General features: G+C 28.5%; 31 protein-coding genes and 3 tRNA genes. 2 read left to right on the forward strand and 32 right to left on the reverse strand.

What is annotated here, in order from left to right; translation table 11 throughout:
• Positions 1 to 25 precede the first annotated feature (25 nt).
• The 20 genes from rpmF to SOR60_RS04245 form a co-directional block, all read right to left on the reverse strand.
• Positions 26 to 205, reverse strand: a complete 180-nt coding sequence (gene rpmF, locus SOR60_RS04150; RefSeq protein ID WP_154539030.1) for a 50S ribosomal protein L32 — start codon at positions 203 to 205, stop codon at positions 26 to 28.
• 69 nt (positions 206 to 274) lie between these two features.
• Positions 275 to 1,462 (reverse strand): acetate kinase, encoded by a 1,188-nt coding sequence (locus SOR60_RS04155; protein ID WP_320595277.1) that lies wholly within the window; start codon positions 1,460 to 1,462, stop codon positions 275 to 277.
• 19 nt (positions 1,463 to 1,481) lie between these two features.
• Complete coding sequence (locus SOR60_RS04160; protein WP_320595278.1) at positions 1,482 to 2,369, reverse strand: hypothetical protein; 888 nt, start codon at positions 2,367 to 2,369, stop codon at positions 1,482 to 1,484.
• Complete coding sequence (locus SOR60_RS04165) at positions 2,359 to 2,835, reverse strand: prepilin-type N-terminal cleavage/methylation domain-containing protein (RefSeq protein WP_154539036.1); 477 nt, start codon at positions 2,833 to 2,835, stop codon at positions 2,359 to 2,361. Before SOR60_RS04165 ends, SOR60_RS04160 begins: the two co-directional genes overlap by 11 nt.
• Positions 2,832 to 3,146 (reverse strand): competence type IV pilus minor pilin ComGE, encoded by a 315-nt coding sequence (gene comGE, locus SOR60_RS04170; protein ID WP_154539038.1) that lies wholly within the window; start codon positions 3,144 to 3,146, stop codon positions 2,832 to 2,834. Before comGE ends, SOR60_RS04165 begins: the two co-directional genes overlap by 4 nt.
• Positions 3,139 to 3,555 carry a pilus assembly FimT family protein gene (locus SOR60_RS04175; RefSeq protein WP_320595279.1) on the reverse strand — a complete coding sequence of 139 codons (417 nt, stop codon included), beginning with the start codon at positions 3,553 to 3,555 and terminating at the stop codon, positions 3,139 to 3,141. The genes comGE and SOR60_RS04175 overlap by 8 nt, the downstream gene beginning before the upstream one ends.
• An 8-nt stretch (positions 3,556 to 3,563) precedes the next feature.
• Positions 3,564 to 4,265: a prepilin peptidase gene (locus SOR60_RS04180; RefSeq protein ID WP_154539042.1), complete on the reverse strand. Its 702-nt coding sequence runs from the start codon at positions 4,263 to 4,265 to the stop codon at positions 3,564 to 3,566.
• A complete protein-coding gene (locus SOR60_RS04185; protein WP_154539044.1) occupies positions 4,262 to 4,627 on the reverse strand; it encodes a prepilin-type N-terminal cleavage/methylation domain-containing protein in 366 nt (121 codons plus the stop codon). Before SOR60_RS04185 ends, SOR60_RS04180 begins: the two co-directional genes overlap by 4 nt.
• An 11-nt stretch (positions 4,628 to 4,638) precedes the next feature.
• Positions 4,639 to 5,736 carry a type II secretion system F family protein gene (locus tag SOR60_RS04190; RefSeq protein ID WP_320595280.1) on the reverse strand — a complete coding sequence of 366 codons (1,098 nt, stop codon included), beginning with the start codon at positions 5,734 to 5,736 and terminating at the stop codon, positions 4,639 to 4,641.
• Complete coding sequence (gene frr / locus SOR60_RS04195; protein WP_176269499.1) at positions 5,737 to 6,294, reverse strand: ribosome recycling factor; 558 nt, start codon at positions 6,292 to 6,294, stop codon at positions 5,737 to 5,739.
• Complete coding sequence (gene pyrH, locus SOR60_RS04200) at positions 6,294 to 7,007, reverse strand: UMP kinase (protein WP_154539050.1); 714 nt, start codon at positions 7,005 to 7,007, stop codon at positions 6,294 to 6,296. The genes frr and pyrH overlap by 1 nt, the downstream gene beginning before the upstream one ends.
• 195 nt (positions 7,008 to 7,202) lie before the next feature.
• Positions 7,203 to 7,511 (reverse strand): hypothetical protein, encoded by a 309-nt coding sequence (locus SOR60_RS04205; RefSeq protein WP_195837838.1) that lies wholly within the window; start codon positions 7,509 to 7,511, stop codon positions 7,203 to 7,205.
• A gap of 10 nt (positions 7,512 to 7,521) precedes the next feature.
• Positions 7,522 to 7,818 (reverse strand): phage scaffolding protein, encoded by a 297-nt coding sequence (locus tag SOR60_RS04210; protein ID WP_320595281.1) that lies wholly within the window; start codon positions 7,816 to 7,818, stop codon positions 7,522 to 7,524.
• On the reverse strand, positions 7,806 to 8,087 hold the full coding sequence (locus SOR60_RS04215; RefSeq protein ID WP_320595282.1) for a phage scaffolding protein: 282 nt from the start codon (positions 8,085 to 8,087) through the stop codon (positions 7,806 to 7,808). The genes SOR60_RS04210 and SOR60_RS04215 overlap by 13 nt, the downstream gene beginning before the upstream one ends.
• A gap of 81 nt (positions 8,088 to 8,168) precedes the next feature.
• Positions 8,169 to 8,245 (reverse strand) — tRNA-Trp (locus tag SOR60_RS04220).
• 86 nt (positions 8,246 to 8,331) lie between these two features.
• Positions 8,332 to 8,523, reverse strand: a complete 192-nt coding sequence (locus SOR60_RS04225) for a hypothetical protein (RefSeq protein WP_154539054.1) — start codon at positions 8,521 to 8,523, stop codon at positions 8,332 to 8,334.
• A gap of 68 nt (positions 8,524 to 8,591) precedes the next feature.
• Positions 8,592 to 8,858, reverse strand: coding sequence for a hypothetical protein (locus SOR60_RS04230; protein ID WP_154539056.1), 267 nt, complete (start codon positions 8,856 to 8,858; stop codon positions 8,592 to 8,594).
• A gap of 2 nt (positions 8,859 to 8,860) precedes the next feature.
• Complete coding sequence (locus tag SOR60_RS04235; protein WP_320595311.1) at positions 8,861 to 10,024, reverse strand: phage minor capsid protein; 1,164 nt, start codon at positions 10,022 to 10,024, stop codon at positions 8,861 to 8,863.
• Between the two features lie 352 nt (positions 10,025 to 10,376).
• Positions 10,377 to 10,462, reverse strand: a tRNA-Leu gene (locus SOR60_RS04240).
• Between the two features lie 3 nt (positions 10,463 to 10,465).
• A tRNA-His gene (locus SOR60_RS04245) sits at positions 10,466 to 10,542 on the reverse strand.
• A gap of 329 nt (positions 10,543 to 10,871) precedes the next feature.
• Between SOR60_RS04245 and SOR60_RS04250 the strand changes: the two genes are divergently transcribed.
• Complete coding sequence (locus SOR60_RS04250) at positions 10,872 to 11,468, forward strand: regulatory protein RecX (RefSeq protein WP_154539060.1); 597 nt, start codon at positions 10,872 to 10,874, stop codon at positions 11,466 to 11,468.
• Positions 11,465 to 11,734, forward strand: a complete 270-nt coding sequence (locus SOR60_RS04255) for a GIY-YIG nuclease family protein (protein WP_154539062.1) — start codon at positions 11,465 to 11,467, stop codon at positions 11,732 to 11,734. The genes SOR60_RS04250 and SOR60_RS04255 overlap by 4 nt, the downstream gene beginning before the upstream one ends.
• Here the strand turns inward: SOR60_RS04255 and SOR60_RS04260 are convergent.
• From SOR60_RS04260 to rsxE, 12 genes are all read right to left on the reverse strand, one after another.
• Positions 11,727 to 12,656, reverse strand: a complete 930-nt coding sequence (locus SOR60_RS04260) for a ribonuclease E/G (RefSeq protein ID WP_320595283.1) — start codon at positions 12,654 to 12,656, stop codon at positions 11,727 to 11,729. The two genes, SOR60_RS04255 and SOR60_RS04260, sit on opposite strands and share 8 nt — an antisense overlap.
• Positions 12,653 to 13,276, reverse strand: coding sequence for a hypothetical protein (locus SOR60_RS04265; RefSeq protein WP_320595284.1), 624 nt, complete (start codon positions 13,274 to 13,276; stop codon positions 12,653 to 12,655). The genes SOR60_RS04260 and SOR60_RS04265 overlap by 4 nt, the downstream gene beginning before the upstream one ends.
• Positions 13,276 to 16,680, reverse strand: a complete 3,405-nt coding sequence (locus SOR60_RS04270; RefSeq protein ID WP_320595285.1) for a penicillin-binding transpeptidase domain-containing protein — start codon at positions 16,678 to 16,680, stop codon at positions 13,276 to 13,278. Before SOR60_RS04270 ends, SOR60_RS04265 begins: the two co-directional genes overlap by 1 nt.
• A gap of 10 nt (positions 16,681 to 16,690) precedes the next feature.
• Positions 16,691 to 17,182 (reverse strand): rod shape-determining protein MreD, encoded by a 492-nt coding sequence (mreD, locus tag SOR60_RS04275; protein WP_320595286.1) that lies wholly within the window; start codon positions 17,180 to 17,182, stop codon positions 16,691 to 16,693.
• Complete coding sequence (gene mreC, locus SOR60_RS04280) at positions 17,179 to 18,024, reverse strand: rod shape-determining protein MreC (protein ID WP_320595287.1); 846 nt, start codon at positions 18,022 to 18,024, stop codon at positions 17,179 to 17,181. Before mreC ends, mreD begins: the two co-directional genes overlap by 4 nt.
• A gap of 2 nt (positions 18,025 to 18,026) precedes the next feature.
• Positions 18,027 to 19,040, reverse strand: a complete 1,014-nt coding sequence (gene mreB / locus SOR60_RS04285; protein WP_320595288.1) for a rod shape-determining protein — start codon at positions 19,038 to 19,040, stop codon at positions 18,027 to 18,029.
• Positions 19,041 to 19,052: 12 nt separating this feature from the next.
• On the reverse strand, positions 19,053 to 19,730 hold the full coding sequence (radC, locus tag SOR60_RS04290; protein ID WP_154539076.1) for a RadC family protein: 678 nt from the start codon (positions 19,728 to 19,730) through the stop codon (positions 19,053 to 19,055).
• Between the two features lies 1 nt (position 19,731).
• On the reverse strand, positions 19,732 to 20,244 hold the full coding sequence (locus tag SOR60_RS04295; protein ID WP_320595289.1) for a Gx transporter family protein: 513 nt from the start codon (positions 20,242 to 20,244) through the stop codon (positions 19,732 to 19,734).
• Entirely contained in the window at positions 20,241 to 20,633 is a 393-nt protein-coding gene (locus tag SOR60_RS04300; RefSeq protein ID WP_320595290.1) for a NusG domain II-containing protein, read from the reverse strand. The genes SOR60_RS04295 and SOR60_RS04300 overlap by 4 nt, the downstream gene beginning before the upstream one ends.
• 406 nt (positions 20,634 to 21,039) lie before the next feature.
• Positions 21,040 to 21,837 carry an RnfABCDGE type electron transport complex subunit B gene (locus SOR60_RS04305; RefSeq protein WP_154539082.1) on the reverse strand — a complete coding sequence of 266 codons (798 nt, stop codon included), beginning with the start codon at positions 21,835 to 21,837 and terminating at the stop codon, positions 21,040 to 21,042.
• A 12-nt stretch (positions 21,838 to 21,849) separates the two neighbouring features.
• A complete protein-coding gene (locus SOR60_RS04310; protein ID WP_154539084.1) occupies positions 21,850 to 22,425 on the reverse strand; it encodes an electron transport complex protein RnfA in 576 nt (191 codons plus the stop codon).
• Between the two features lie 9 nt (positions 22,426 to 22,434).
• Positions 22,435 to 23,106 (reverse strand): electron transport complex subunit RsxE, encoded by a 672-nt coding sequence (gene rsxE, locus SOR60_RS04315; protein ID WP_154539086.1) that lies wholly within the window; start codon positions 23,104 to 23,106, stop codon positions 22,435 to 22,437.
• Between the last annotated feature and the right edge of the window lie 3 nt (positions 23,107 to 23,109).

Below are 23,109 nucleotides of genomic sequence, written 5' to 3' on the forward strand. Positions count from 1 at the left end.
AAAAAAAGATAGTGTTACCACTATCTTAATCTAACTCAAGAACTTCTTTGCCTTTATGATAACCACAGCTTGGACAAACTCTATGTGGTAACATTGGTTCATTACAATTTGGACACTCTACAAAAGATGCTTTGTTTAATCTGTAAGCTGAAGCTCTTCTTTTATTTTTTCTTGTTTTTGATGTTCTTCTCTTAGGTACTGCCATTCTAACACCTCCTAGCTATGAGTTTTAGCAATCTTAAATATTATATAAGCTAATTTTAAAATTGTCAAGTTAAACTAGTCTTTTAGTATCTCTAGCTATCATTAATTCTTCATTAGTTGCAACAACAAATACTTTTACTCTAGAATCATCTGTAGATATTAGGTGAGCTCCTCCACGAACATTATTCTTTTCAGAGTCAATCTTTATACCAAATTGTTCAAATCCATTCATTATATCTTCTCTCATAGTGATTGAATTTTCGCCAATTCCTCCAGTAAATACTATAGCTTCAACTTTTCCAACTTCTGCCATGTATCCTGCTATATATCTTTTGGCTCTATTTGCAAACATTTTAAGTGCTATCTCAGCTCTCTTGTTTCCATTATTAGCTGCATCTTCTAAATCTCTAAAGTCTGAAGATACTCCAGAAACTCCCAATACCCCAGATTCTTTGTTTAATACATTATCTATTTTCTTAGTATCATATCCATATTCATCCATTAAAAATGTTACTACAGCTGGATCTAAATCACCACTTCTTGTTCCCATTACAAGACCTTCAAGAGGTGTAAGTCCCATACTTGTATCATATGACCTACCATCTTTAACTGCACATATACTTGAACCATTTCCTAAATGACATGAAATCATATTAAGTTCACTTTGATCTTTTCCTAGAAGTTCAGCTGTTTTTTGAGTTATAAAGTCATGGCTTGTTCCATGGAAACCATATTTTCTAATTGATTGTTCTTCATAGTATTTATAATCAATTCCATAAAGGAAATTTTCTTCTGGCATTGATTGGTGGAATGCTGTATCAAATACTGCAACATTTTTAACATTTGGAAGAAGTTTTTCACAAGCTTCAAGTCCCATCATATTTGCTGGATTGTGTAATGGTGCGAATTTAGAATATTCTTTAACTGCTTTTTTAACCTCATCATCTATTAGCACAGAGCTTGTAATTTTTTCACCACCGTGTACGAATCTGTGTCCTACTGCATCAATTTCAGAAAGATTTGATATAACACCATTATCCTCATCTGTTAAAGCATCAAATACATGTTTTACAGCTTGGGTATGGTCTTTCATGTCTTCTTCAATTATAAATTCATCTTCACCTTTTTCTTGCTTAAGTCTTGATCCATCAATTCCTATTCTTTCTACAAGACCCTTTACAAGAACTTCTTCATTATCCATATCAAATAATTGATACTTAAGTGATGAAGAACCACAGTTAATTACTAATATTTTCATTTCATCCTCCATAAATACTTTAATATACTTCTTTTGATTTAACTTTTAGAATCTTAGGATTGTAAATATCTTTTATGAAATCATATGACCTGCTTTTATCATAATTATAGTCTATATCAAAATCATTTTTTGCAATAATTTGTCCGTTTAAGCTTAAATTGCAATCATTTATCGATTTTATATCACCACTTATAATAAGTAATCCATTAATTTCTAAATCCTTTTCTAATATTAAATTTCCATCAATTATAAGTATACCACTTATTTTACAAGCTGTCTTTGATTTATCATTAAAATCATCTAGACTCTTATTATCATTATTTTCGCTTGATTTAGCTTCTACTATTGAATTTTTTCTATCATTTTTAATTATAAGCTCATTTGTAACTTTTATCTTTGAATCTAAGTCCCTGTCTAAAACAAGTTTTTCATATTCTTTAAATTCATATTCTTTGAATTTTAAATTTTTAAAAAATTCATCAAATTTGTCATTAAGAATTATCTTATCTTCATTGTATAGTTGGTACTTATCATATAATTCCAAGAAAACTTTACTTTCCGCTCTTACCTTTTTATATGAAATATCTTTTTCCATTAAAAAATTATTATCAGATATTTTCGATATTAATAATTTCTCTTCTTCTCCCATATAATCAATCTTATAAGAAAATTTTTGTCTACTAGCTTTCTTCTCGTTAATTTGTTCTAAAAACTCAGTAAGCCTCTCATCATTACTTAGAGCTATATTATTTAAAGATTCAAGTTTATAAATTATTTTTTTCTTATTGTAAATATCTTCATTTAAATCTTGGTTATTCAAACTTTGCCTGTAAATGAAACTTAGACTTATGGATATAATGCTAAGAATTATTAATACATATATACTTATAAATGCCTTATTTTTCATAAGTTTTTCCTATAAAAGTTTTATAAAAAGAAGTCGATTCTTCTTCTATAAAATCAATACTTATATCAAATCCTTGCCTTTTTTTATCATAAACAATATTGGAATTTTTGCAAATACCTATAGGAACAGCTACCTCCCTATTTTTTCTAGAATCAGTATTTCTTATATATGCATAAAGATTATTGCCATTTTGTTCAAACCTATAAGTGGATAGTGATTCTTCATTTTGAACGTAAAGAATAAAATTTGATTTAGAATTATTTTCTTCTATTTCTTTAGAACTTCTTATAAGATTTTCTATATAAAGCATGCAATTAGTAGAATTCTTGTAGTCCATTTCTTGATGAAAACTTCTATTGCTTAATTTGAAATTTACAAAGATTAAATTGTTTATCAATAAAATCAATATAGAACTTATAAATAAAACCAATATTAGTTCTAATAAAGTAAATCCACGTTTTTTCATTTTTCTACCACCAAGTCAAGAACATATTTATTTTTATAAACTTTTATATGTTTTAACTTATAATTATATTCACTTATCTCAACATTTATGTCAAAGCCATTACAATTTTCTATATATGTGCCTTCATCATTTTCCTTATATAATTCTAGTACTTCTTGCATAGCAAAAATTAACCTTGAATCACTTTTTATTTTATCTGAATCATTATATACAGAATATAGGGAAGGTAGAAGATACATTGCAATTACTGAAATTAAAAATAGACCAATTATTACTTCAACCAAAGTAAAAGCCTTAAGTTTTTTATTCATTCATTCTTATCCTTCCTGCTATTGGAGAAATTATATATCCATATCTTCTCTTATCTGAACTAAAATAAATAGTCTGAGCATTAACTACAACACCATTCGACCTAAATTTTAGTTTGTATGTCTTATTTGCCCTTAAATACCTAAACTTTACATATTTATCATCATTATTATTAATATCAGTAATATTTTTTATAGTATATGTATCATCAACAGCTTTAAAGCTATAGATGTGACCACTAGAAAGCGCCTTTTCCCTACAATAATTAAGATCTGCCAATAGGGTTTTAGCTTCATTTTTTTCTTTTATATTTCTATAGATACCGCTTCTAATAATAAAAATACTTGATAATACAGAGATTATTGCTAGAACTACAATCAACTCTACAAGGCTAAATCCTCTTTTTTTCATAACCCACCTCATATATTTATAATGTAAAGATAAGACAAAAATATATATGGACAAAAAGCAATCATTATTTTAGTAGACTTTCTTTTAATAGCCATTATTATAGCAAAAAAAGCTCCTATCCAAATAGAATAAAATAAAAATTCTACAATATTTTCATTCTTTATAAATAAAAATAAACTTAGATAGAAAAAATAGTCACCATCTCCAATATTTCTTTTTGAAATAATATATATAAATAAGAAAATAAAGGAGAATATCAATACAATTTTTAGAAATCCTATATTAAAAGATAGGTAAAAAAACCTATAAATGAGTCCTAAAAACATTAATATGTAAATATATACCATATCTATATATAAGCTTTTGATATCGATTGCTGATATTACTAAGCAAAGAATCAAACTAAAAAAAATAATAATGCTCTGAATAGTAATTCCATATCTAAAGACCAGTACTGAAAGAACAGCACCTAACAATTCAAATAAGGGATAAGTTAAGCTTATCTTATAGTTGCAATTTCTACACTTTCCCCTAAGCATTATAAAAGAAATTAATGGTATAAGATCAATGTTAGAAATCTTATGCTTACAGTTTGGACAATGACTTCTTGGATATATTATACTTATTTGTCTAATATTCCTATCTACTAATAAATGAGAAAAGGAACCAAATATGGTTCCCAGAAAAAATACAAATATCCAGTATATCATTTGACTTCATCTGGATCTACAGTAACCGTTTCATTTTTAGGATCTATAGTTACAGTATATGTTACCTTATTATCAAAATTATCATTCTCAAATCTTGGAAGTTCAGGCCACTTATCTACATAAGCTTTTTCATGTTGTTCCTTTGTCCAAGTAACTTCTTCGCCAACGCCATTCATTTCATTTAGCTTAACCAACCCAGCTGTCTTAAGCATAGATACATTTGAATTATGAGCAGTTATAGCTGCCTGATCTTTAGACTTTTGATATCTAGGTATAGCAATGGCTGCAAGTATTGCTATGATTGCTATCACTATTACAAGCTCAATTAAGGTAAAACCATTTCTCTTTCTTATCTTTTTCATAACTATCCTCCTTAGAAATCTATATTATTTACCGAGTCAAACATCGGTATTGCTACAGAAAATACAACAAATGCTACAATCGTTGCCATTATAAGTATAAGAACGGGTTCAGCGAGGGCAGAAATTCTTTTTAGCCTAAAAATATATTCATTGGCATAATAAGATGATGCCTTTTCCAAAGATCTTGACATATTACCACTATCTTCTCCAATTTTCACCATAGAAATCATAAGATTTGAAAATATATTTTCTTTACTAATTGCATCTGATAAGGACAAACCATGCCTTAGGCTGCTTTTGATATTTTCAAACTTAGCTTTAATATATTTATTTTTAAAAGAATCTTTTATTATATCCATACAATCAATTATAGAAATATCACCTCTTTTTAATATATAAAGCAGAGAAGTGATTTGGTATTCTACATTAAGCATCCTAAATTTTTTAAATAGAAAAGATTTAAATAAAATACTATCTATTTTTATTCTATATTCTTTCTTACTCATTAAATATATTAAAAATAAACATAATACTATTAATATTAATAATATATTTAGTCCATTCTTTGTCATAAACTCAGATATTGACAAAAGAAATCTTGTAGCCAGTGGAAGCTCATTATGACTATTTTCGAATACCGATATAAATGTGGGCAAAACTTTTGTAGTCATTATAATAATAACTATAAATGTCACTAACAAAAGTATTACTGGATATATAAAAGCCTGTTTAATCTGACTTTTATTTTTGCTGTCTTCGGTTAAATATTTTGATAATTCATCTAATATATAAGAAAGGTTTCCACTTTCATCACCACTTTTTATAAAAGCTATAATTAAAGGTCCCATGGCTTTTTCTTCAAATTTAAAGGCATCATAAGCCTGGTAACCTTCATTAAGTTTTGTCTTTATATTAGTCAAAGACTTATTAAGCTTCTTATCAAGTCCTTGACTAATTATTATTTCTAAACTATCATAAAGCGATATTGATGAATCAAGCAATAAGGCGAGTTGCTTTAAAAATAAAGCTAAGATATTGGAGTTAATTTTAATATTTCCAATATCTTTATTAAAAAATTCCTTGAGCTTTTTTAAGTTAATATTATTCAATTATACTTCTAATAATTCTTTATTTTTCTTATCTACTATTATATCTATATTATCAATATATTTTTCAGTAATGTTTTGAATTTCTTCTTCTATAGAATATCTATCATCTTCTGTAAGATCCCCAGTTTTTTCTGCTTTTTTTACAACATCCATATTATCCCTTCTTATATTTCTAATTTGGATTTTGCTATCTTCAGAATACTCTGATACTTGCTTTGTCAATTCTTTTCTTCTTTCTTCAGTAAGAGATGGAAAAGGAAGCCTAATTACTTCACCATCATTTTGAGGATTGATTCCTATATCTGATTTATTAATAGCTTTTTCAATCTCTTTAATATTTGACCTATCCCAAGGCTTAATAACTAACAATCTTGGTTCTGGTGTAGAAATTGTTGCGGCTTGATTGATTGGTGTTTGGGTTCCATAATATGAAAATGTAATCCCATCTAATATTGAGTCATTGGCTCTACCTGCTCTAATTTTGGAAATTCTAATTTCGAATGATTCTACCGCCCTTTTCATTTGAGATTCTGTATCCTTAATAATCTTCTCGTACATCAAAAACTCTCCTTTACAATTGTTCCTATTTCTTTTCCTTCAACTATCTTAACTAAATTACTTGGATCATCTATACCAAAAACTAAAATCGGCATATTATTGTCCATGCATAAACTTGTCGCAGTGGAGTCCATAATTTGTAATCTCTTTTGTAAAATTTCACTGTAGGTTAACCTATCATATTTTTTTGCATCGTCATACTTATTAGGGTCTTTATCATAAATACCATCAGTACCTTTCTTTCCTAAAAGTATTACATCTGCACCAATTTCTAGAGCTCTTAAAGAAGCTGTAGTGTCTGTTGAAAAATATGGAAGTCCAGTACCAGCTGCAAAAATAACGACTCTCCCTTTTTCAAGATGCCTTGCTGCTCTTCTTCTTATATATGGTTCCGCTACTTCTTGCATATTTATAGCTGTCATTAGTCTTGTTTCAAGATTCATTTTCTCAAGTGCATCTTGAACTCTAAGACCATTCATAACTGTTCCTAACATACCTATAGTATCACTAGTAGCTCTTTCAACATTTCTACCACTTCTACCTCTCCAGAAGTTTCCTCCGCCTACAACTATGGCTATTTCAAGACCCATTTCTTTGGTTTTTTTGATATTGTTACAAATATTGTCTATTGTAGCATCATCAAATCCAAATCCTTTGTCTTTGGCAAGCGCTTCTCCACTTAATTTTAAAACTACTCTTTTAATATTGCGCAAAACTTTTCCTCCTATTAGTAAAATTATATCCTATTTTGAAATTTTCATAAAGTTATAAGTTATAAGTTTTAAAATTTTATTAGATAGTTTACTATATGTATATCTACCCAAATCAGAAAAATAAAATCTTTATAAAAAATAGTCAAGCTTTCACTTGACTCAGCCTATGGATAAATCAGATAAATCCTTAAAATTTTAATATATTTTGTCTATAGTACGATGGACTATTGCAGAATAAATTAATCGTTCTAAAATTATTACAAACTCCTCCACGACAATTTGGACTCTATAAGCCGACAGGCTATACTCAAATTGTCTAAAAGTAACTTGTAATGATTCAACTTTAGAATTCATAATTTTGCAACAGCCCATTTTATTAAAATATTTGACCAGTGCTGTAATGTTTTTTCTATTTATTGAATTAGTTCTTTCTCTTTCGATTGTATCAACGTATTTTTCAAATACTTCTGCATTAAAATATGTCTTATCAAATAATTTAGGCATCTAAATCCTCCTATAAAATACCTTTCTTGTTAGCTTCAAGCATTTCCTCATAAGTCATATCTTTTAATTCCTTTTCTCCTATAGATCCAGACTTACCCATGCTTCTTTGCTTTGGTTCTTCCTCAGTTTTAAATAGGTATGAATCACTTTCTTTTAGCCCATCAATTTGTGCCTTTAAATCATCATTTAAGTTTTTAGAATCCTTTAGACTATCAATATCAAGTAAAGCCTTAGCTGCCTTTAAGTTTCTACTACCAGCATTAACCAAGCCTAAATCTATAGCATTATTTAAAGTTATATTGTCCATATCCTCTTTAGCTTTGATTTGTGCCTGTTCATACTTGTTTTTATATTCTTCGCACTTGCCTTAATTGATTCAATATCCATATCCTTAAACGCTTCTATCTGCTCATTTGCACTTGCAATTTGATTTTTAAAATTTTCATTTTCAGTTTTTAAAGTTTCAAAGTTATTTTTAAGTTGGTTATAATCTTCAACTTCTTTTCCTCTTAACTTAAAAACTGCCGCTATCTGTTCATCATTTAAACCTATCTCTTTTAATTCTTCCGTCTTCATAAAACATCTCCTTTTAAGCTTTTTAAGTCGTTGCTCTGACTTAGATATTTGTTTTTTTGCATTTTAGGTCTGCTTTGACCATGGCGAAGCTTAAAGGATTTGAACCTTTATCTTCCAGATTTGGAGTCTGGTGTTTTTCCTGATTAAACTAAAGCTCCAAAAAAAATCGCACGATTAACTCATGATTATTACTAGGCTATGACTACCTCTAAACGTAATAACTCACGATTATCGCACGATTATTTTAGATTATTTTTTTATTTATTATTAAAGCTATTACTATAAATGTTATCCCAATTAATAAACTTATCCATAAGGGCGACAACACCCAAATCCACGACCAATTAATATGATTAGTGAGTTTTAAAAATATAAACAACAAGGTTAATAAACCGAAAAAACCTATACCATTACCATTACAATTTTCACTTTCCATAATTACTCCCCTTAAAAAAAGCACATCTAACAAGTGCTAGTGTGCTTTATTTTAAAATTCATATGTTATTAATAGTTGCTTATATAAGAGTATGTTTTTTCATCATAATCATGATTTCTAAAGAAAATGTCATCATGAATATTTTGAGCTTTTCTTCCAAAATCAGTCAAATCAAAATTTTCATCCATACCATTTTCGCCACAGACTAATTCCAAATCTATATCCGATAATAAATCTTCTAAATCGTTTAACGTTTCTGCCTCTTTAATTTTTTCTTTTCCATTTTTAAGATATTTAGTAATAAACTCTCTCTCATAATCTGTTATTATAAACATAATTACCTTCTTTTTTTGTTTTGACTAGTTTGTATTAGCCTACCTCTGTCTATATCTAAAGTAACTTTTACTGCACTATTTATATATTGGTTTCGCTCTTCATTTTTTACAATACTGCGTTTTATTTTATTAGGATTCAGTAATGATTTTTTTATTTCGTTTATGTCAACGCCCCTTCTCATACCTTTTTTAGGTATATCATCATGGGCATGTTGACCGATAACTCTATCTATAAAATGGGTCCCGTATTCATTTATTTTTATCCCATCTTTGGTTGTTATACCTACTAGTTTATCATCAATTTCTTTGGCAAATTCAATGTATCTGTCAATTCCTACTAAAACAGAAATATCTTCATTATCAACAGCTTTTTTAAAACCTTCAAGTAGCCACATCTGATTATTGTCTTTTATCCTATTAACAATTCTATCAGCATCTTTATAATTCTTTGTACCTAAATAATCCCCATATAAAGTTTGATTTAATTTTCTATTCGCCCAAACTTCCTTACTTGCCTTACTTCTATTATACCCATAAACGTTAGTATTTACACTGGCAGGGCAAAGTTTTCCAGCCTTATTAAAATCTTTATATAACTGTCTTTGCCTTTGTAATCTTACCTGGGCTATTAGCTTACTTTCTTCATCTCCCACCTTTTCATACATCATAACCCTATGCTTATATTTTCTTATAGTTCTTTCAATCTGTCTTTGCTTTTGGGTTGCTTCATAATAAGTATATTCCTTACCATCAAACTCAAAAGGCTCTGGATCTATATCGTCAAGCATTTCTTTAGTCCACTCTTTTTCTGATATCCCCTCAAAGAATGGATACCAATTATGCCTGCAATTTGCACCCATAAATCCAGTAACTTCTCCATATCCAATGTCATCTAAACTTAAATACTTACTATTCTCACCCGATATAGACACAACTTGCCCTTGCCATACCGCATGGCTTGGTCTAGCTCCAGCATGAGCCGATATCTCCATCAAATCTTGCCCCATATCCTTAGCATTATCCATAGATATCTCGCCCGTCATTTGATTTAAAGTAGTTCTTACAATCATCTTACTTGCTGATTCTAAGGTGTAATTACGTCCACTACCCATATAATTAATAGACTTTATACTTAAATTATATATTTGACGAAAAAAACTTAAAATATATTTTTTAGAGAAGTGTTTTTGAAAATAGAAATATTAGAGAAAATACTTTTAATAAAAAATGTATTATCCAGATTTTAAGAAAGCTGATATTAAGAAAAAGATATCTTATTCTTTTAATTAAAGCTTTATAATTTTTGTACATAATAATAATGTAGATGGCAAAGCTTTGCAAAAATTAATAGGTTTTACTAATTTTAAGGCACACATACTCCTAAATCTAATATTTAGAGTAATATATTTTAAAGAATCACAAAAAATCAAATAAAAAAGTGGGATAAACAATCCATTTCCCACTCATTAACCACAACAAAAAAAGAAGCGTTAAAACACTAACACTTCTTTTAAATATTGGTGCGGGATAAAGGAGTTGAACCTTCACGAGAAAATCTCACTAGATCCTAAGTCTAGCGCGTCTGCCAATTCCGCCAATCCCGCATATGGGGTGAGTAGAGAGATTCGAACTCTCGATCTCCTGGGCCACAACCAGGTGTCTTAACCAACTGGACCATACCCACCAAGTAAATAACTTACTATATAAGTATACATCCAATCAAGCTACTTGTCAAATAAATTTAAAAATATTCTTTTTATTTTTCATATTTACTCTAAGTTGTCTCTTCTGACTTGATTATAATACCACGTTTTAATGGTTAATGCAAGTTTTTTTAAAAACTTATAGTTTTACAAAAAAGAACTCTTATAGTAAAATATTTTTAGGATTGACTAGAAATTGAGGTGATTTCATGAAAAAAAAGTCAAAAAGTAAACTTATCTTAAAAATTTTCGCTATTGTTATAGCCCTATCTATGATAATTCCTATAGTTATGAATGCTGTTGAGTCTTTATGATTTTAGAAAATATAGATTACTCAGAAAAAGAAAATATTATAAAACTTACAATATCAAACGAAATTTTTTATTTATCTTATGAGTTTTATAATAATTTAGATATAAACATTGGTGATGAAGTTGATTTTAATCTTTATAAGAAAATTTTAAATGAAAATGACTATAATAGATGTAAATCTTATGCCTTAAAACAAATTTCATATTCTAACAATACTAGCTTTGATTTAAGAAATAAAATGTATAGAAAGGGATTTTCAGATGATAACATTAGTAAGGTTATTAAATTCTTAAAATCCTTTAATTTTATAGATGATGATTACTATGTAAGAAGCTTTGTTAATGATAAGTCAAAAATTTCATCTTGGTCTAAGGCTAAAATCAGGTTTAGGTTAAAGGCTAAGCATATAGATGATAAGCTAATTGATAAATATCTGGATAAAATTACTTATAAGGATGAATACGAAAAGGCTAATTTTTTAGCTCAAAAAAGGTTTGACCTAGGTCATGATAAGGATAAAGTATTTAGGTTTTTAGCTAATAGGGCATTTTCTTATGATATTATTAAGAATGTTTTAGAGGACTTATACCAATGACTTATGGATATGTCTATATGTTAAGATGCTCTGATAACAGTCTTTATACTGGATGGTGTAAAAACATTGATGATAGGTTAAATAAACATAATAGCGGATTAGGAGCTAAATATACAAGAAGTCGTAGACCCTGTAAGTTGGTTTTTTTTAAAGAGATAAATAGTAAAAGTGAAGCTTTAAAGCTTGAAATTAAATTAAAAAATTTAAAAAAGGAATATAAGGAAAACATAGTAAGAAATTTCCAAAATAAAAATGGAGCTATTTGAGGTAGCCCCTTTTTTTTAATTTATCTTTAAGTCTTTCTCCTTTCCTTTCAATACTTAATTCAAATAAACCCATCTTAGTAAATCCAAATATTTCATAATTTTCAAAGAATTTAACAATTGTTTCTTTAACTAAATTAATTAAATTATCATTTCTACTAGATCTTAAAAAATCTATAATAACCATACCCCCTATATTTCTTAATTTTATATTATAAAAAATAAACTCGAGTATGGATTTATTTATCTGATAGAAAAAGTCGCTTTCATTAAGAGTAGAATTTTTCTTTGATGAATTTACATCTATTACTGTAAGAGTTTCTAACTCATTTATTATAATTGATAGATTGCCTCTATATAGCTTATCTTTTCTTACACTTTTTAAAGACTCTTTAAATAATTTATCATTTACTATATCCACCTTAGCTAATTCTAATTCTTTATTTTCTTCAATATAGAAGTCTAATTCATTTTGAGATAATATTAACTTTGGACTAGGTGTAAAGTTTTCTTCTCTTATAATCTTATCTCTAAGATTTATCAAATCATTGTATGACTTCTTATTATAAAATCTGTTCTTTTTTAACTTAGGATAGCCTTTATTTTTAAATCTATATAGATAATATTCTTCATTTTCTATCCTGAAATTTGCACTCATAGTTGGAAGTTTATCATCAAATCCTTCTTTTACTAATTGTACGATAATAGAATCTCCAATTTTAAAGCTTTTTTTTGTTTTTAAAAAGCCCCTTTTATCTTTATCATATAATAAAAAATAAGCATTTATGGAATCTATTCTTCCAACAACTCTAGCCCTGTATATATTATATAGTTCAGGATTGTAAAAATTCAATTCATAAAGCTTATCTTCTACTACCTTACCAAAGGCCTTATTTTTGTCATCTATAAATATATAATCTGTCATTTTTTAAATTTCATTTTTATTTTTTCTATAAAGCTAAGCTTCTCAATATCAGCTTTTTTGTCATCCTTAAGATTGTTAATAATATCTATATAGTCTTCATTTTTTCTTTTTACACCTAAAAATTTAGAAGATTTTTCAAGGATTTCATTTCTCACTATTCTCTCATCAAAGCCATCCTCTGCTTCTATAAAAAAATAATCTGCATCTATTTTCTTATTTATATCCTCATCGCTGACTATCGTTATGGTTTTTTTATTTTCAATCATATTCTTAGCTAAGTTATCAAAAATCAAATAATCATAGCAAGATAAGTCCTCAATTAATTTATTTATATCATCCTTTTTTATTTCATACTTATCCTCTAATAGAGGAGCTATTATAAAATCTATATTTTCATCTGCTTTGTTAATCACATTTTCTAAACTAACATAGTTTAGGAAATGATCACATATATCATATGTAATCATTCCTTCCATGTCGTAAATGTCTTCTAAATTCAGACTAGTATTTCTCTTAAATGATATTAATAGACATCTTTTATCTTTAGACAAATCCTTTGATAAATTATTCATAAAAGGAAGCCTATATTCTAGCTTACCTTCAATTAAATATATTTGCATTATTCATCTCCATGTTCATGTTCATCTACTTGATTAATCTCGCCAAGTCTATCAGCTGGATTTATTCCTTGCTCTTGTTCATTTTTTAGATTATTTATTTTTTGGTCTTCTGGATTTATTTTAATATCAAAATATTTGCATATTATATCTCTCATTATAGGAGCACAATTATAGGAAGTATCTCCTTGAGTTAAAACCATAGATACAGCTATTTCCGGATCATCATATGGAGCAAATCCAACCATCCATGCATAAGGATCATACAAAGTTCCATCTGCATTTTTTCCTTCTACTTCAGCCGTACCTGTTTTTGTACCTATATCCAGTGGAATTGTTTTAAGGATTGGATTATTTTGAGATACTAATAGAGTACCATATTTAATATCTTCTAAATATTTTGAATCTTTTATATCAATCTTTTTGTTTTCAGTTTGATTTTCAAATAAGACATCCTTAGAGTTATGCTTAGTTACTTTATCTATTAGTGTATATTTATTTAAATATCCACCATTTGATAAAGTAGATATCACTCTGTTCATTTGAAGTGGAGTGTAGGAGTTTTGACCTTGACCTATAACTATATTTAACATATCAGTAATATCCCATTGTGCTTGATTTAAATAAGTATATTTTAAGGTATCTACTAGACCTGCACTATCCCCTTCTTTTATTTCTATAGGTTCATATCCCATCTCATCTATCATTTTTATAAGTCCATTTCTATCTAAAGAATTTGGATTTTCAGCAAGCTTAAGTATTGTATCAATATCTGTATCTAAATCTGCCTGAGTTTTTTTAGTGTTTTCCTTAATATATTTTTTAAGATTTCCATCAAGATATTTTTTCATCATTGCTTTTGTTACTTCAAGTTTTTTATCGGTTGATGGAATATTACCCTTACTTTCTTGGGGTATATTTATCTCAATACCAGTAATATTGTTAAGTCCTAACATCTCGGCTGCTTTTCTTATATCATTTAACTCTAACTTTATGCCCAAGGAGTTTCCAGTTGCTGGATTTTCTCCCAAAGCTAAACAATAGAAATAATAGTTGCATGAATCTCTTATAGCGCCATATAAGGTCTCTTCACCATGAGTACCACCTGTTTCTGACCAAATTAAGCATGAAAATCTTTTATTACCAATGTCCATAAAACCATTACACAAATTTGTTTTTTGTGGATCAAGTCCTTTTTCAAGTGCTGCTAAACTTGTTACAAGTTTAAAGGTTGAACCTGGCATTACTGCTGTTTGACTTGCTATATTCATCATTGGCCTTGCCTCAAGTACACTAGCATCATCAGGAACTTGTAGGCTTTCCCAATCAGTCGCAGATATTCCTGTCGCAAATAAGTTTGGATCATAACTTGGGTAGGAAGCCATAGCGAGAACCTCTCCTGTTTTAACATTACTTACTACAACTGCTCCACTTGTTGCATTAGGAGCTGATCTTAAAGGAGTGAAATTTCCATATTCTGAACTATATGATTTACCTTGTCTAAGAGCAGCCAGTACATCCTTTAGAGAATTTTCTGCTTGTGCTTGCAAATTAGCATCAATTGAAAGATATACATCATTGCCTGGTTCTGAATCAGTTTTTGATAAAGTTTCAATTCTATTACCAGATGAATCTACAGTCACTACTGATTTACCATTTTTTCCCCTTAAGCTATCTTGATATGATTCCTCAACTCCAGTCTTACCTATAATTTCATCTCTTAGATAAGATTTTTCATTAACATATTTTTTAACTTCATTATCTGTTGCAATAGGCCCCATGTAACCTAGGATATGACTTGCTAAATTTCTATTAGGATAAGACCTTATAGGAATTGTTGCAACACTTATTCCCTTTGCCTTATCTATATTCTCTTCTATTCTTAATACTGTAGCTTCATCTAGATTATAAACCAAATTTATAGGCCTAAAACCAAAAGATCCTTGCCTATTTATTAGATTATCAATAGTAAGCACACCTATAGATTCATAATCGTTATCATTTTCTATTCCTGATATAAGTTTAATATAATCAAGAATTTCCTTAGCACTATCTGACTTACTAAGAGTTTTTATTACAGTATCCTTGTCATGAAGCTTATCTTTTGTAGCATAATATTCAAAAAAGTTCTTTTTATCAATATTAAAGGTATAATCCCAATCCTTGATGTCATCTTCTGATATATCAATTGAAGGATAGACATTATTTAGAGTATTGGCATTTTGAGCTAAATACTTATAATTTTTATCTAAAATAACAGGTTTTAAAAGATTATTTTTATCAGCAAGTACAGCAAGCTCTTCTACAGGATCACCTGCTTGGGAATTTTTAAATTTGATGTCTACAGAATAAATATTTTTATCATCTTTTGTTTCAGTTTTTACTTCTGTTGTAAAATTTGCATAAATCCCTTTATTTTCCAATTTTTCTATAAGTTCATTGGCTGGTATCATATAAGACCCATCTTTTTCATTTATACTTGCAGATTTTAGAAACTCTTTAACAGATGACTTTTTAACTATTTCATAAAAATCATCACTTGCCTTAGAATTTAAATCAATACTAGGATAAATATTATTAAGGCTTGCTTTTTTTTGTATAAATTTTTCGTCTGCACTTATAGCATAGTCTTTTAAAATAATATTTGAATTCAGGCCTTGTTTTTTAATTATATTATAAGCTAATATTCTAGCTTGATTATTTTCTAAAATATTTTTAATTACAGATTTATCATCTCCAATTGATTCAACCACTACACTAACTGGATCATCATTAATACTATGTCCTATAGACTTTAATTTACTCTCAGCATTATCCTTATATTTTAAGTTAAGACCATCTTCATCATTATTTACTAATAAGGGTATATCTATCCCTCTTTTTTTCAAAGCAAGCAAAGCTGTTTTCATAGTATCATATTGTATTCCATTTTCATTTGAATTTGAAGTTACAATTTCTCTCATTAAATTATTATCAACAATTATATCTACAATCTTATCTTCTGGAGACTTATCTTCATTGAAATAATCATCTTTTTTCTCATATTGGAAAGAATTTAATCTAATATCAAATTCGTTTTGATAATTAACTCCTGCTTCTTCTAAAATATTAACCAAAGAATTAATAGCCTTTATCCTATCTTCATCTTTTAAGTTTGTTAATTGATCTTTATAAAGTTGAACTACAAAAGAAGGTACAGTTGTAGCCAAAACATTACCATTTCTATCAAGGATATCTCCTCTACTAGCTATCTCATCAACTTCTTGTACCTTTCTATTGTCAGATAAATCTCTGTAATAGTCTCCTTGTCTTACCATTAAAGAAAATAATTTTATAGCTATTGCAATAAATAAGAAGCCAAATATTACTTGAACCAAGGTTAGCCTATTTTCTTTTTGTTTTTTCAAAACCTACACCTCATATTCTATATGTTGGAATATACATAATTTTGTTTACTACTAAATGATAAATCAAATAAATCACTGTATTTAATATCGCTTCAATTATAACTGGTATAAAAAGGTAGTTTTTAATTACTTGTAAATCTCCTTTAAATAAATAAGTTATAAGACCTACAAATAAAAAGTTAATAAAGGTGAATACAAAACTTAACAAAAGTCCAGTATTTTTATCACTCTTAAACCTAAATCTATCATTTCCTACAAATGTTCCTATGAGAAAATAAGAAAGTGCCCTTATACCTATTACATCTGCGAACATCAAATCTTCCAATAATCCTACAATTAAACCTGAATATGCTCCAGTCTTTGGTCTCAATGTTAATGATAAAGCTATTGTCATAGCTATGATTAAATTAATATTTGCACCAAATATATCAACTTTAGAAAAAACTGTGATTTGTAAGATAAAACTCACAAAGACAACAATTAATGTTTTAAATTTATTCATTTTGTCCCCCCTTTATTTTGTAGTATTAAAACCCTATATAGGTGAGAAAAATCTACTGGAGAATCTACTGTAATGTTTTTTCTTAAAGAATCATTGGACATATTTACATTAGAAATTTTTCCAAGGTATAACCCTTTTGGATAAACTCCACCTATTCCTGAAGTCAAAAGAATGTCAGAATCTTTTACATCACTATCTACTTCAAGCATATAACCACTTATAGTTTTATTCTTGTAATCATCTATAACTCCATAATCACCACTTCTTGAATTAACAAAAGAAACGTCATTAGATGAGTTTTTGATAGTTTCAACTTCTGCTGTAGTATCATTTACAGAAACAATTTTACCTATTACTGCTGATGAATAATCAGTGTTTCCTATAGCTTGAAGTACAACATCATTTACCCTAATACCATCATTTTTTCCCTTGTCTATAAAGAATGACTCATGCATAGAGTTAACATCAGAGTTAATAATTTGTGCTTTTATATAATTATAGTCACTATTTTCTATTGCATTTCTTTCTGCTTTTAAATAATCTTCTCTATTAATTATCTCTGACAAATTAGCATTTTCTTTTAATAATTTATTATTTTCTGCCTTCATCTTTTCTAACTCAGATCTTGTATTTTTGGAGCCAAATGTATCTTCTACAGCATTTATTATCTCTGAAGATATTGCATATGAAACTTTATTTATTGGTTCAAAAATTGTATTAGTTAGATTATTACCAGCTTTAACTAGTCCTTCCGACATATTTGATGTAAATATTAATATAATTAATAAAATTATTGTAATTATAAAAGATTTATTACTTTTCTTCTTTCTCCTATATGACATAACTACCTACTTTTATATTTAAAAAATCTATCAGGATCTTCAAGTATAATTCCAGCTCCTTTTATAGCATCAAGTTCTGGATTATCTGAAACGTGTCCCTTAAGATCTATTTTCTTTTCTATAAATTCTTTAAGTCCTTTTATATTAGATAAACCACCAGTCATTATAAAACCATCATTTTTTATATCAGCCGAAAGTTCTGGCGGTGTTTTTTCTAAAACAAGATAAATCATATCTACTATCTTATCTGCAAAAGGAAGAATAATTTCAGCTAACTCTTCACTTCTTAATTTAATACGCTTAGGCTTAGCGTCTATTAAGTCTCTACCTTCTACATTCATTGACTTTTCTTTATCACTTATTTTAAGTGATAAAATTTCTTTTTTAATATTCTCTGCTGTATTTATCCCAATCTCAATCTTTTTCTTGTTTCTTAGAAATGAAACAATCTCTTTATCTATGTAATCACCACCTAAATTCATAGTTTTACTGGCAACAATTCCATTTAAACTAACAAGGCAAACTTCACTTGTACCTGCCCCTAAATTTAAAGCTAAAACTCCTCTTGGATCTTCTGGACTAAGTCCTATACCAAATAGAGCAGCAAGTGATTCATCAACCATAATTACATCCCTACTTCCAGCATGTAAAGATGCATCTTCAACTGCCCTTTTCTCTATATCAGTAATTCCACTTGGGACACAAACAACTACCCTTGGTTGAATTACTGAAAAACCTGGATTTATTTTTTGAAAAAAGTAATTTAGCATAGCTTCAGTCAAGTTAAAATCTGATATTACTCCCTTTTCTATAGGTTTTTGAACAATAATATCATCCGGAGTCTTACCTATCATATCTTTAGCAGGCTCCCCTATAGCTTTTATAGCCTTATTTTGATGATCAAGTACTAATAGTGATGGTTCACATATTACCACACCCTCACCTTTTTTATAAACTTCAATACTTGAAGTACCTAAGTCGATTGCTAGGTCCTTTGCTATTATTCTAAAATTCATCTAATCTTACTCCTATATAAAATTTTCTTCTCTAAAACTATAATATTCATCTAGTCCTATTATTATGTGGTCTAGTACTTCAATATCTAATATTTTTCCTGCATCTATAAGTCTATTAGTTGTTAGCATATCACTTTTTGATGGATTTGAATTTCCACTAGGGTGATTGTGAACAAAAATTACGGATTTAGCACTCTTTCTTACTGCCACAACAAAACACTCTCTAGGATTTACTATGGAGGAATTTAAATCACCAGTAGAAATTAACTCCTTAGATATAATAACATTTTTAGTATCTAATAATATAGCATAGAAATGTTCTTTTTTTGTGTCTAAAAATTTATTTTTCATCAACTTGTAAACATCATTAGATGACTTAATTTTGACTATTTCTTTATTTAGTATTCTTTCTGATAGTCTTCTACCGAATTGAATACCTGCTATAATCTTACTTGCCTTAGCAAGTTTTATACCTTCAATTTCACAAAGTTCTTCTACAGTAATTGAAATAAGTTCATCACTAGAAAACTTGTCAAGAATATCCTTAGAAAGTTCTATAGCATTTTTACCTTGAGAACCAGTAGAAATTAAAATTGCTAAGAGTTCTTCATCACTTAATACTTCATATCCTTCATTTTTCAATCTTTCTCTTGGTCTTAAAGATTTGTCTATATCCATAATTTTTTTCATGTTATACTGCACCTATTTTTTTTAAATGTTCAATAATAAAACCTGTACTTAATCCCACAAAAAATCCTGTAAAAATCCCTATAAAAACTAGTATAGGAAAATAATAAAACATCTTTAAATTAGACATAAATACCGCTGCAACTATTATTTGCCCTAAATTGTGAAAAAAAGATCCTAGTTCACTTACACCAATTAATGAGAAATCATCTCCTATTTTTTTTAATCCTATATACATTGCTGTGGTTGAAAAAATAGCCCCTACAAAAGAATAGAAAAATGACATTACCTGTCCTGTTATTAAAACAAGTAAGAGTGATTTTAAAGCACTAACAGAGAGTGATTTCTTATAATCATAAATGTATATTGAAACAAATATAACTATATTTGAAAAACCGAGCTTTGCACCAGGTATTGGTACGGGCATAGGTATCATAGACTCTATTAAAGATATAGCAAGAGATAGGGCTGTTAGTAAGCTTAAATTTATATAAGTTTTAACATTTGATTCCTTCATCCTACCACCTTATCTATTCCATCATCTTTGCTTTTTTCATCATCTTCTTCTATAATTTCTAATATAAGTCTATGTGGCAGGCATACTATTGTTTCTCCACCTTTACTTATAGCTGGCATATGGGTACAAATAAGATCTCTACAATTTGCTTCTTTCATATTTACTTTACCATCTTTTATTTCCACAACATTGTACTTACCATTACCTATTTCTATTTTAAAGGTCTTATCCTTATCTAGTGGATATTTTCCATATTCTTTTCCATTTAACTCCACTAGTAAATAATCCCCATTTACATTAGATTTAAATCTTTGCACAAAAAAAGCCATCAAAATACTCAATAGCAAAAGCGACACTATAACAATCAAATCTCTTCTTTTAATTTTCATAAAATACCTCTTTTAAAGTTTATCATTTAAGCTTTGTTAATGTCAATTTTTAAAGCTTAAAAGAAAAAATACCAATTAAAATCAAAAAATCCAAAATATTACAAAGCTGATTAAATCTCATCTTTTTCCTATATTTTAATATTTAGACATCCTATATAAGCTATTTATAAATATAAATTATAAGATAATCTAGCTAAAAGAACATATATGAAAAAATCCTTATGTTGAAGGAATAATAATTGATTCTATCTAAAAGATACATATTAATATTTAATATTTTTTAAAACTTTTATAAAAATTTATAATTTTAATTATTTCTATTAAAAAAGCATCAACAATACCAATAAATAATTGATTTTGTTAATGCTTTGAGATTGATTAACTTTAAATAGTTTTATTAAAATTATTACCTTACTTCTATACATTTAGCTGGACATTTTTCAGCAGCTTCTTTTAGAAGTTCAATATCAAGTTCGTTTGATATAGTTTCTTTTGATAGGAAATTTTCCATTGAGAATCCTTCAGGATAAGTTCTTGCACATATTGAACAACCTATACAACCTACCTTACAATTTCCTCTTACATCTTTTCCCTTGTCATGTGATGAGCAAATAACAATTGCCTTTTGTGAATATGGTACAAGCTCAATTATATTTTTTGGGCAAGTATCTACGCAAGCCCCACATGCTACACACTTTTCTCTGTCAACAACGCTTACACCATTTTGCATATGTATAGCATCAAAGTCGCATGCCTTAACACATGAACCACATCCTACACAACCATAATTACAAGCTTTTTTTCCACCAAATAAGCTAACTTGAGCTCTACAATCTTCTAAACCTTGATATTCAAATAAGTCTTTAGCATTATCACAGGTTCCATTGCATTTAACTACTGCTACTTTTTTTTCGCCTGCACCAGCTGGTTCAACACCCATGGCCTCTGCAACGGCATCTGTTGTAGGTTGACCGCCTATAACACAAGCTGAAACTGGAGCTTCTCCCTTAGCTATAGCATTCGCACATCCATCACAGCCTGGATATCCACAAGCACCACAGTTTGCACCAGGTAGTGCATCTCTTACTCTTTCAACAATAGGATCTGTTTCTACTTCAAATTTTGTACTTATTACACCCAATAACATAGCTAAGATAAAACCTAAAACAGCTAATACTATTGTTGGTATTATTATATTCATCATTTTACTTCCCCTCTATGCTAATCCTGCAAATCCCATGAAGGCAATTGACATTAGTCCTAAAATAATCAAGGATATTGGAGCACCTTTGAAAGCTTCAGGAAGATCATTGTCTTCAACCTTTTCTCTTATTGATGCTAATATTACTAAAGCTATCAAAAATCCTACTGCAGCAGCAACTGAGTTTACTGTTGTCTCTAACAAGTTATATGAATCGTTAATATTCTTTATTGCTACACCCAAAACAATACAATTTGTTGTAATAAGTGGTAAATACACACCTAAGGCTTCATATAGATTTGGCATTGACTTTTTCATTATCATTTCTACAGTTTGCACCAAGGCAGCTATTACTAGTATGAAAACTACGGTTTGTAAGTATCCTATATTTAATGGATTTAATATGTAATATTGAATAACCCAAGTAATAATAGAAGAAAGTGTAACTACGAAAATTACAGCAGCTCCCATTCCTTTAGCAGTCTCTACTTTATTTGTAACACCTAAGGTAGGACATATACCTAAAAATTGTCCTAATACATAGTTATTTACAAATATTGATGCAATAATTATTGAAAATAAATTAGACATAATTTCCTCCTAATTATTTGCTTTTTTCTTTTTACTATTTGATATAGCACTTGCTACAGCAAACATAATACCTAATATAATAAATGAAGATGCAGGTTGTACTAAAAATCCAACTGTAAAATCTTTTGGAATTATTCTAATATCCAATAGAGTACCATTACCAAACAATTCTCTAATCGTTGCAAGTATTGATATAGCTATAGTATAACCCAAGCCTTGTCCAAGACCGTCAACAATTGATGCTAGTGGTCCATTTTGTGAAGCAAAGCCTTCAGCTCTTGCAAGAATTATACAGTTTACAACTATAAGTGGAATAAAGATTCCTAGTGATTCATCAAGTGCTGGCAAATATGCTTTTATTAGCATTTGTACCATAGTAACGAAACTTGCAATTACAACTATAAATGCTGGTATTCTTACTTCATCAGGTATAAAATTTCTTAAAAGTGAAATAACAAGATTTGACAAAGTAAGTACAAATATTACAGCAGCCCCCATTCCTATCGCATTTGATAAGGATGAAGATATAGCAAGTACAGAACACATACCAACCATTTGTACGAAAACTGGGTTATTTGAAAATATCCCATCTTTAAATACTTTTAATAGCTTAGGTGAATGTTTTTTTCTTCTTTCTTTTTCTTTTTGAACATCTATAGGTTTTCCAGTTTGTCTTTCCATATC

Source organism: Anaerococcus porci (assembly GCF_034090325.1).
In the GTDB taxonomy this organism is placed as follows: Bacteria; Bacillota; Clostridia; order Tissierellales; family Peptoniphilaceae; genus Anaerococcus; species Anaerococcus porci.

What these genes read in the sequence shown, in the direction of transcription:
- rpmF (WP_154539030.1), bottom strand. Translation starts at nt 205, where the DNA reads ATGGCAGTACCTAAGAGAAGAACATCAAAAACAAGAAAAAATAAAAGA.
- SOR60_RS04155 (WP_320595277.1), bottom strand. Translation starts at nt 1,462, where the DNA reads ATGAAAATATTAGTAATTAACTGTGGTTCTTCATCACTTAAGTATCAA.
- SOR60_RS04160 (WP_320595278.1), bottom strand. Translation starts at nt 2,369, where the DNA reads ATGAAAAATAAGGCATTTATAAGTATATATGTATTAATAATTCTTAGC.
- SOR60_RS04165 (WP_154539036.1), bottom strand. Translation starts at nt 2,835, where the DNA reads ATGAAAAAACGTGGATTTACTTTATTAGAACTAATATTGGTTTTATTT.
- comGE (WP_154539038.1), bottom strand. Translation starts at nt 3,146, where the DNA reads ATGAATAAAAAACTTAAGGCTTTTACTTTGGTTGAAGTAATAATTGGT.
- SOR60_RS04175 (WP_320595279.1), bottom strand. Translation starts at nt 3,555, where the DNA reads ATGAAAAAAAGAGGATTTAGCCTTGTAGAGTTGATTGTAGTTCTAGCA.
- SOR60_RS04180 (WP_154539042.1), bottom strand. Translation starts at nt 4,265, where the DNA reads ATGATATACTGGATATTTGTATTTTTTCTGGGAACCATATTTGGTTCC.
- SOR60_RS04185 (WP_154539044.1), bottom strand. Translation starts at nt 4,627, where the DNA reads ATGAAAAAGATAAGAAAGAGAAATGGTTTTACCTTAATTGAGCTTGTA.
- frr (WP_176269499.1), bottom strand. Translation starts at nt 6,294, where the DNA reads ATGTACGAGAAGATTATTAAGGATACAGAATCTCAAATGAAAAGGGCG.
- SOR60_RS04205 (WP_195837838.1), bottom strand. Translation starts at nt 7,511, where the DNA reads ATGCCTAAATTATTTGATAAGACATATTTTAATGCAGAAGTATTTGAA.
- SOR60_RS04210 (WP_320595281.1), bottom strand. Translation starts at nt 7,818, where the DNA reads ATGGACAATATAACTTTAAATAATGCTATAGATTTAGGCTTGGTTAAT.
- SOR60_RS04215 (WP_320595282.1), bottom strand. Translation starts at nt 8,087, where the DNA reads ATGAAGACGGAAGAATTAAAAGAGATAGGTTTAAATGATGAACAGATA.
- SOR60_RS04225 (WP_154539054.1), bottom strand. Translation starts at nt 8,523, where the DNA reads ATGGAAAGTGAAAATTGTAATGGTAATGGTATAGGTTTTTTCGGTTTA.
- SOR60_RS04230 (WP_154539056.1), bottom strand. Translation starts at nt 8,858, where the DNA reads ATGTTTATAATAACAGATTATGAGAGAGAGTTTATTACTAAATATCTT.
- SOR60_RS04250 (WP_154539060.1), top strand. Translation starts at nt 10,872, where the DNA reads ATGATTTTAGAAAATATAGATTACTCAGAAAAAGAAAATATTATAAAA.
- SOR60_RS04255 (WP_154539062.1), top strand. Translation starts at nt 11,465, where the DNA reads ATGACTTATGGATATGTCTATATGTTAAGATGCTCTGATAACAGTCTT.
- SOR60_RS04260 (WP_320595283.1), bottom strand. Translation starts at nt 12,656, where the DNA reads ATGACAGATTATATATTTATAGATGACAAAAATAAGGCCTTTGGTAAG.
- SOR60_RS04265 (WP_320595284.1), bottom strand. Translation starts at nt 13,276, where the DNA reads ATGCAAATATATTTAATTGAAGGTAAGCTAGAATATAGGCTTCCTTTT.
- mreD (WP_320595286.1), bottom strand. Translation starts at nt 17,182, where the DNA reads ATGAATAAATTTAAAACATTAATTGTTGTCTTTGTGAGTTTTATCTTA.
- mreC (WP_320595287.1), bottom strand. Translation starts at nt 18,024, where the DNA reads ATGTCATATAGGAGAAAGAAGAAAAGTAATAAATCTTTTATAATTACA.
- mreB (WP_320595288.1), bottom strand. Translation starts at nt 19,040, where the DNA reads ATGAATTTTAGAATAATAGCAAAGGACCTAGCAATCGACTTAGGTACT.
- radC (WP_154539076.1), bottom strand. Translation starts at nt 19,730, where the DNA reads ATGAAAAAAATTATGGATATAGACAAATCTTTAAGACCAAGAGAAAGA.
- SOR60_RS04295 (WP_320595289.1), bottom strand. Translation starts at nt 20,244, where the DNA reads ATGAAGGAATCAAATGTTAAAACTTATATAAATTTAAGCTTACTAACA.
- SOR60_RS04300 (WP_320595290.1), bottom strand. Translation starts at nt 20,633, where the DNA reads ATGAAAATTAAAAGAAGAGATTTGATTGTTATAGTGTCGCTTTTGCTA.
- SOR60_RS04305 (WP_154539082.1), bottom strand. Translation starts at nt 21,837, where the DNA reads ATGATGAATATAATAATACCAACAATAGTATTAGCTGTTTTAGGTTTT.
- SOR60_RS04310 (WP_154539084.1), bottom strand. Translation starts at nt 22,425, where the DNA reads ATGTCTAATTTATTTTCAATAATTATTGCATCAATATTTGTAAATAAC.
- rsxE (WP_154539086.1), bottom strand. Translation starts at nt 23,106, where the DNA reads ATGGAAAGACAAACTGGAAAACCTATAGATGTTCAAAAAGAAAAAGAA.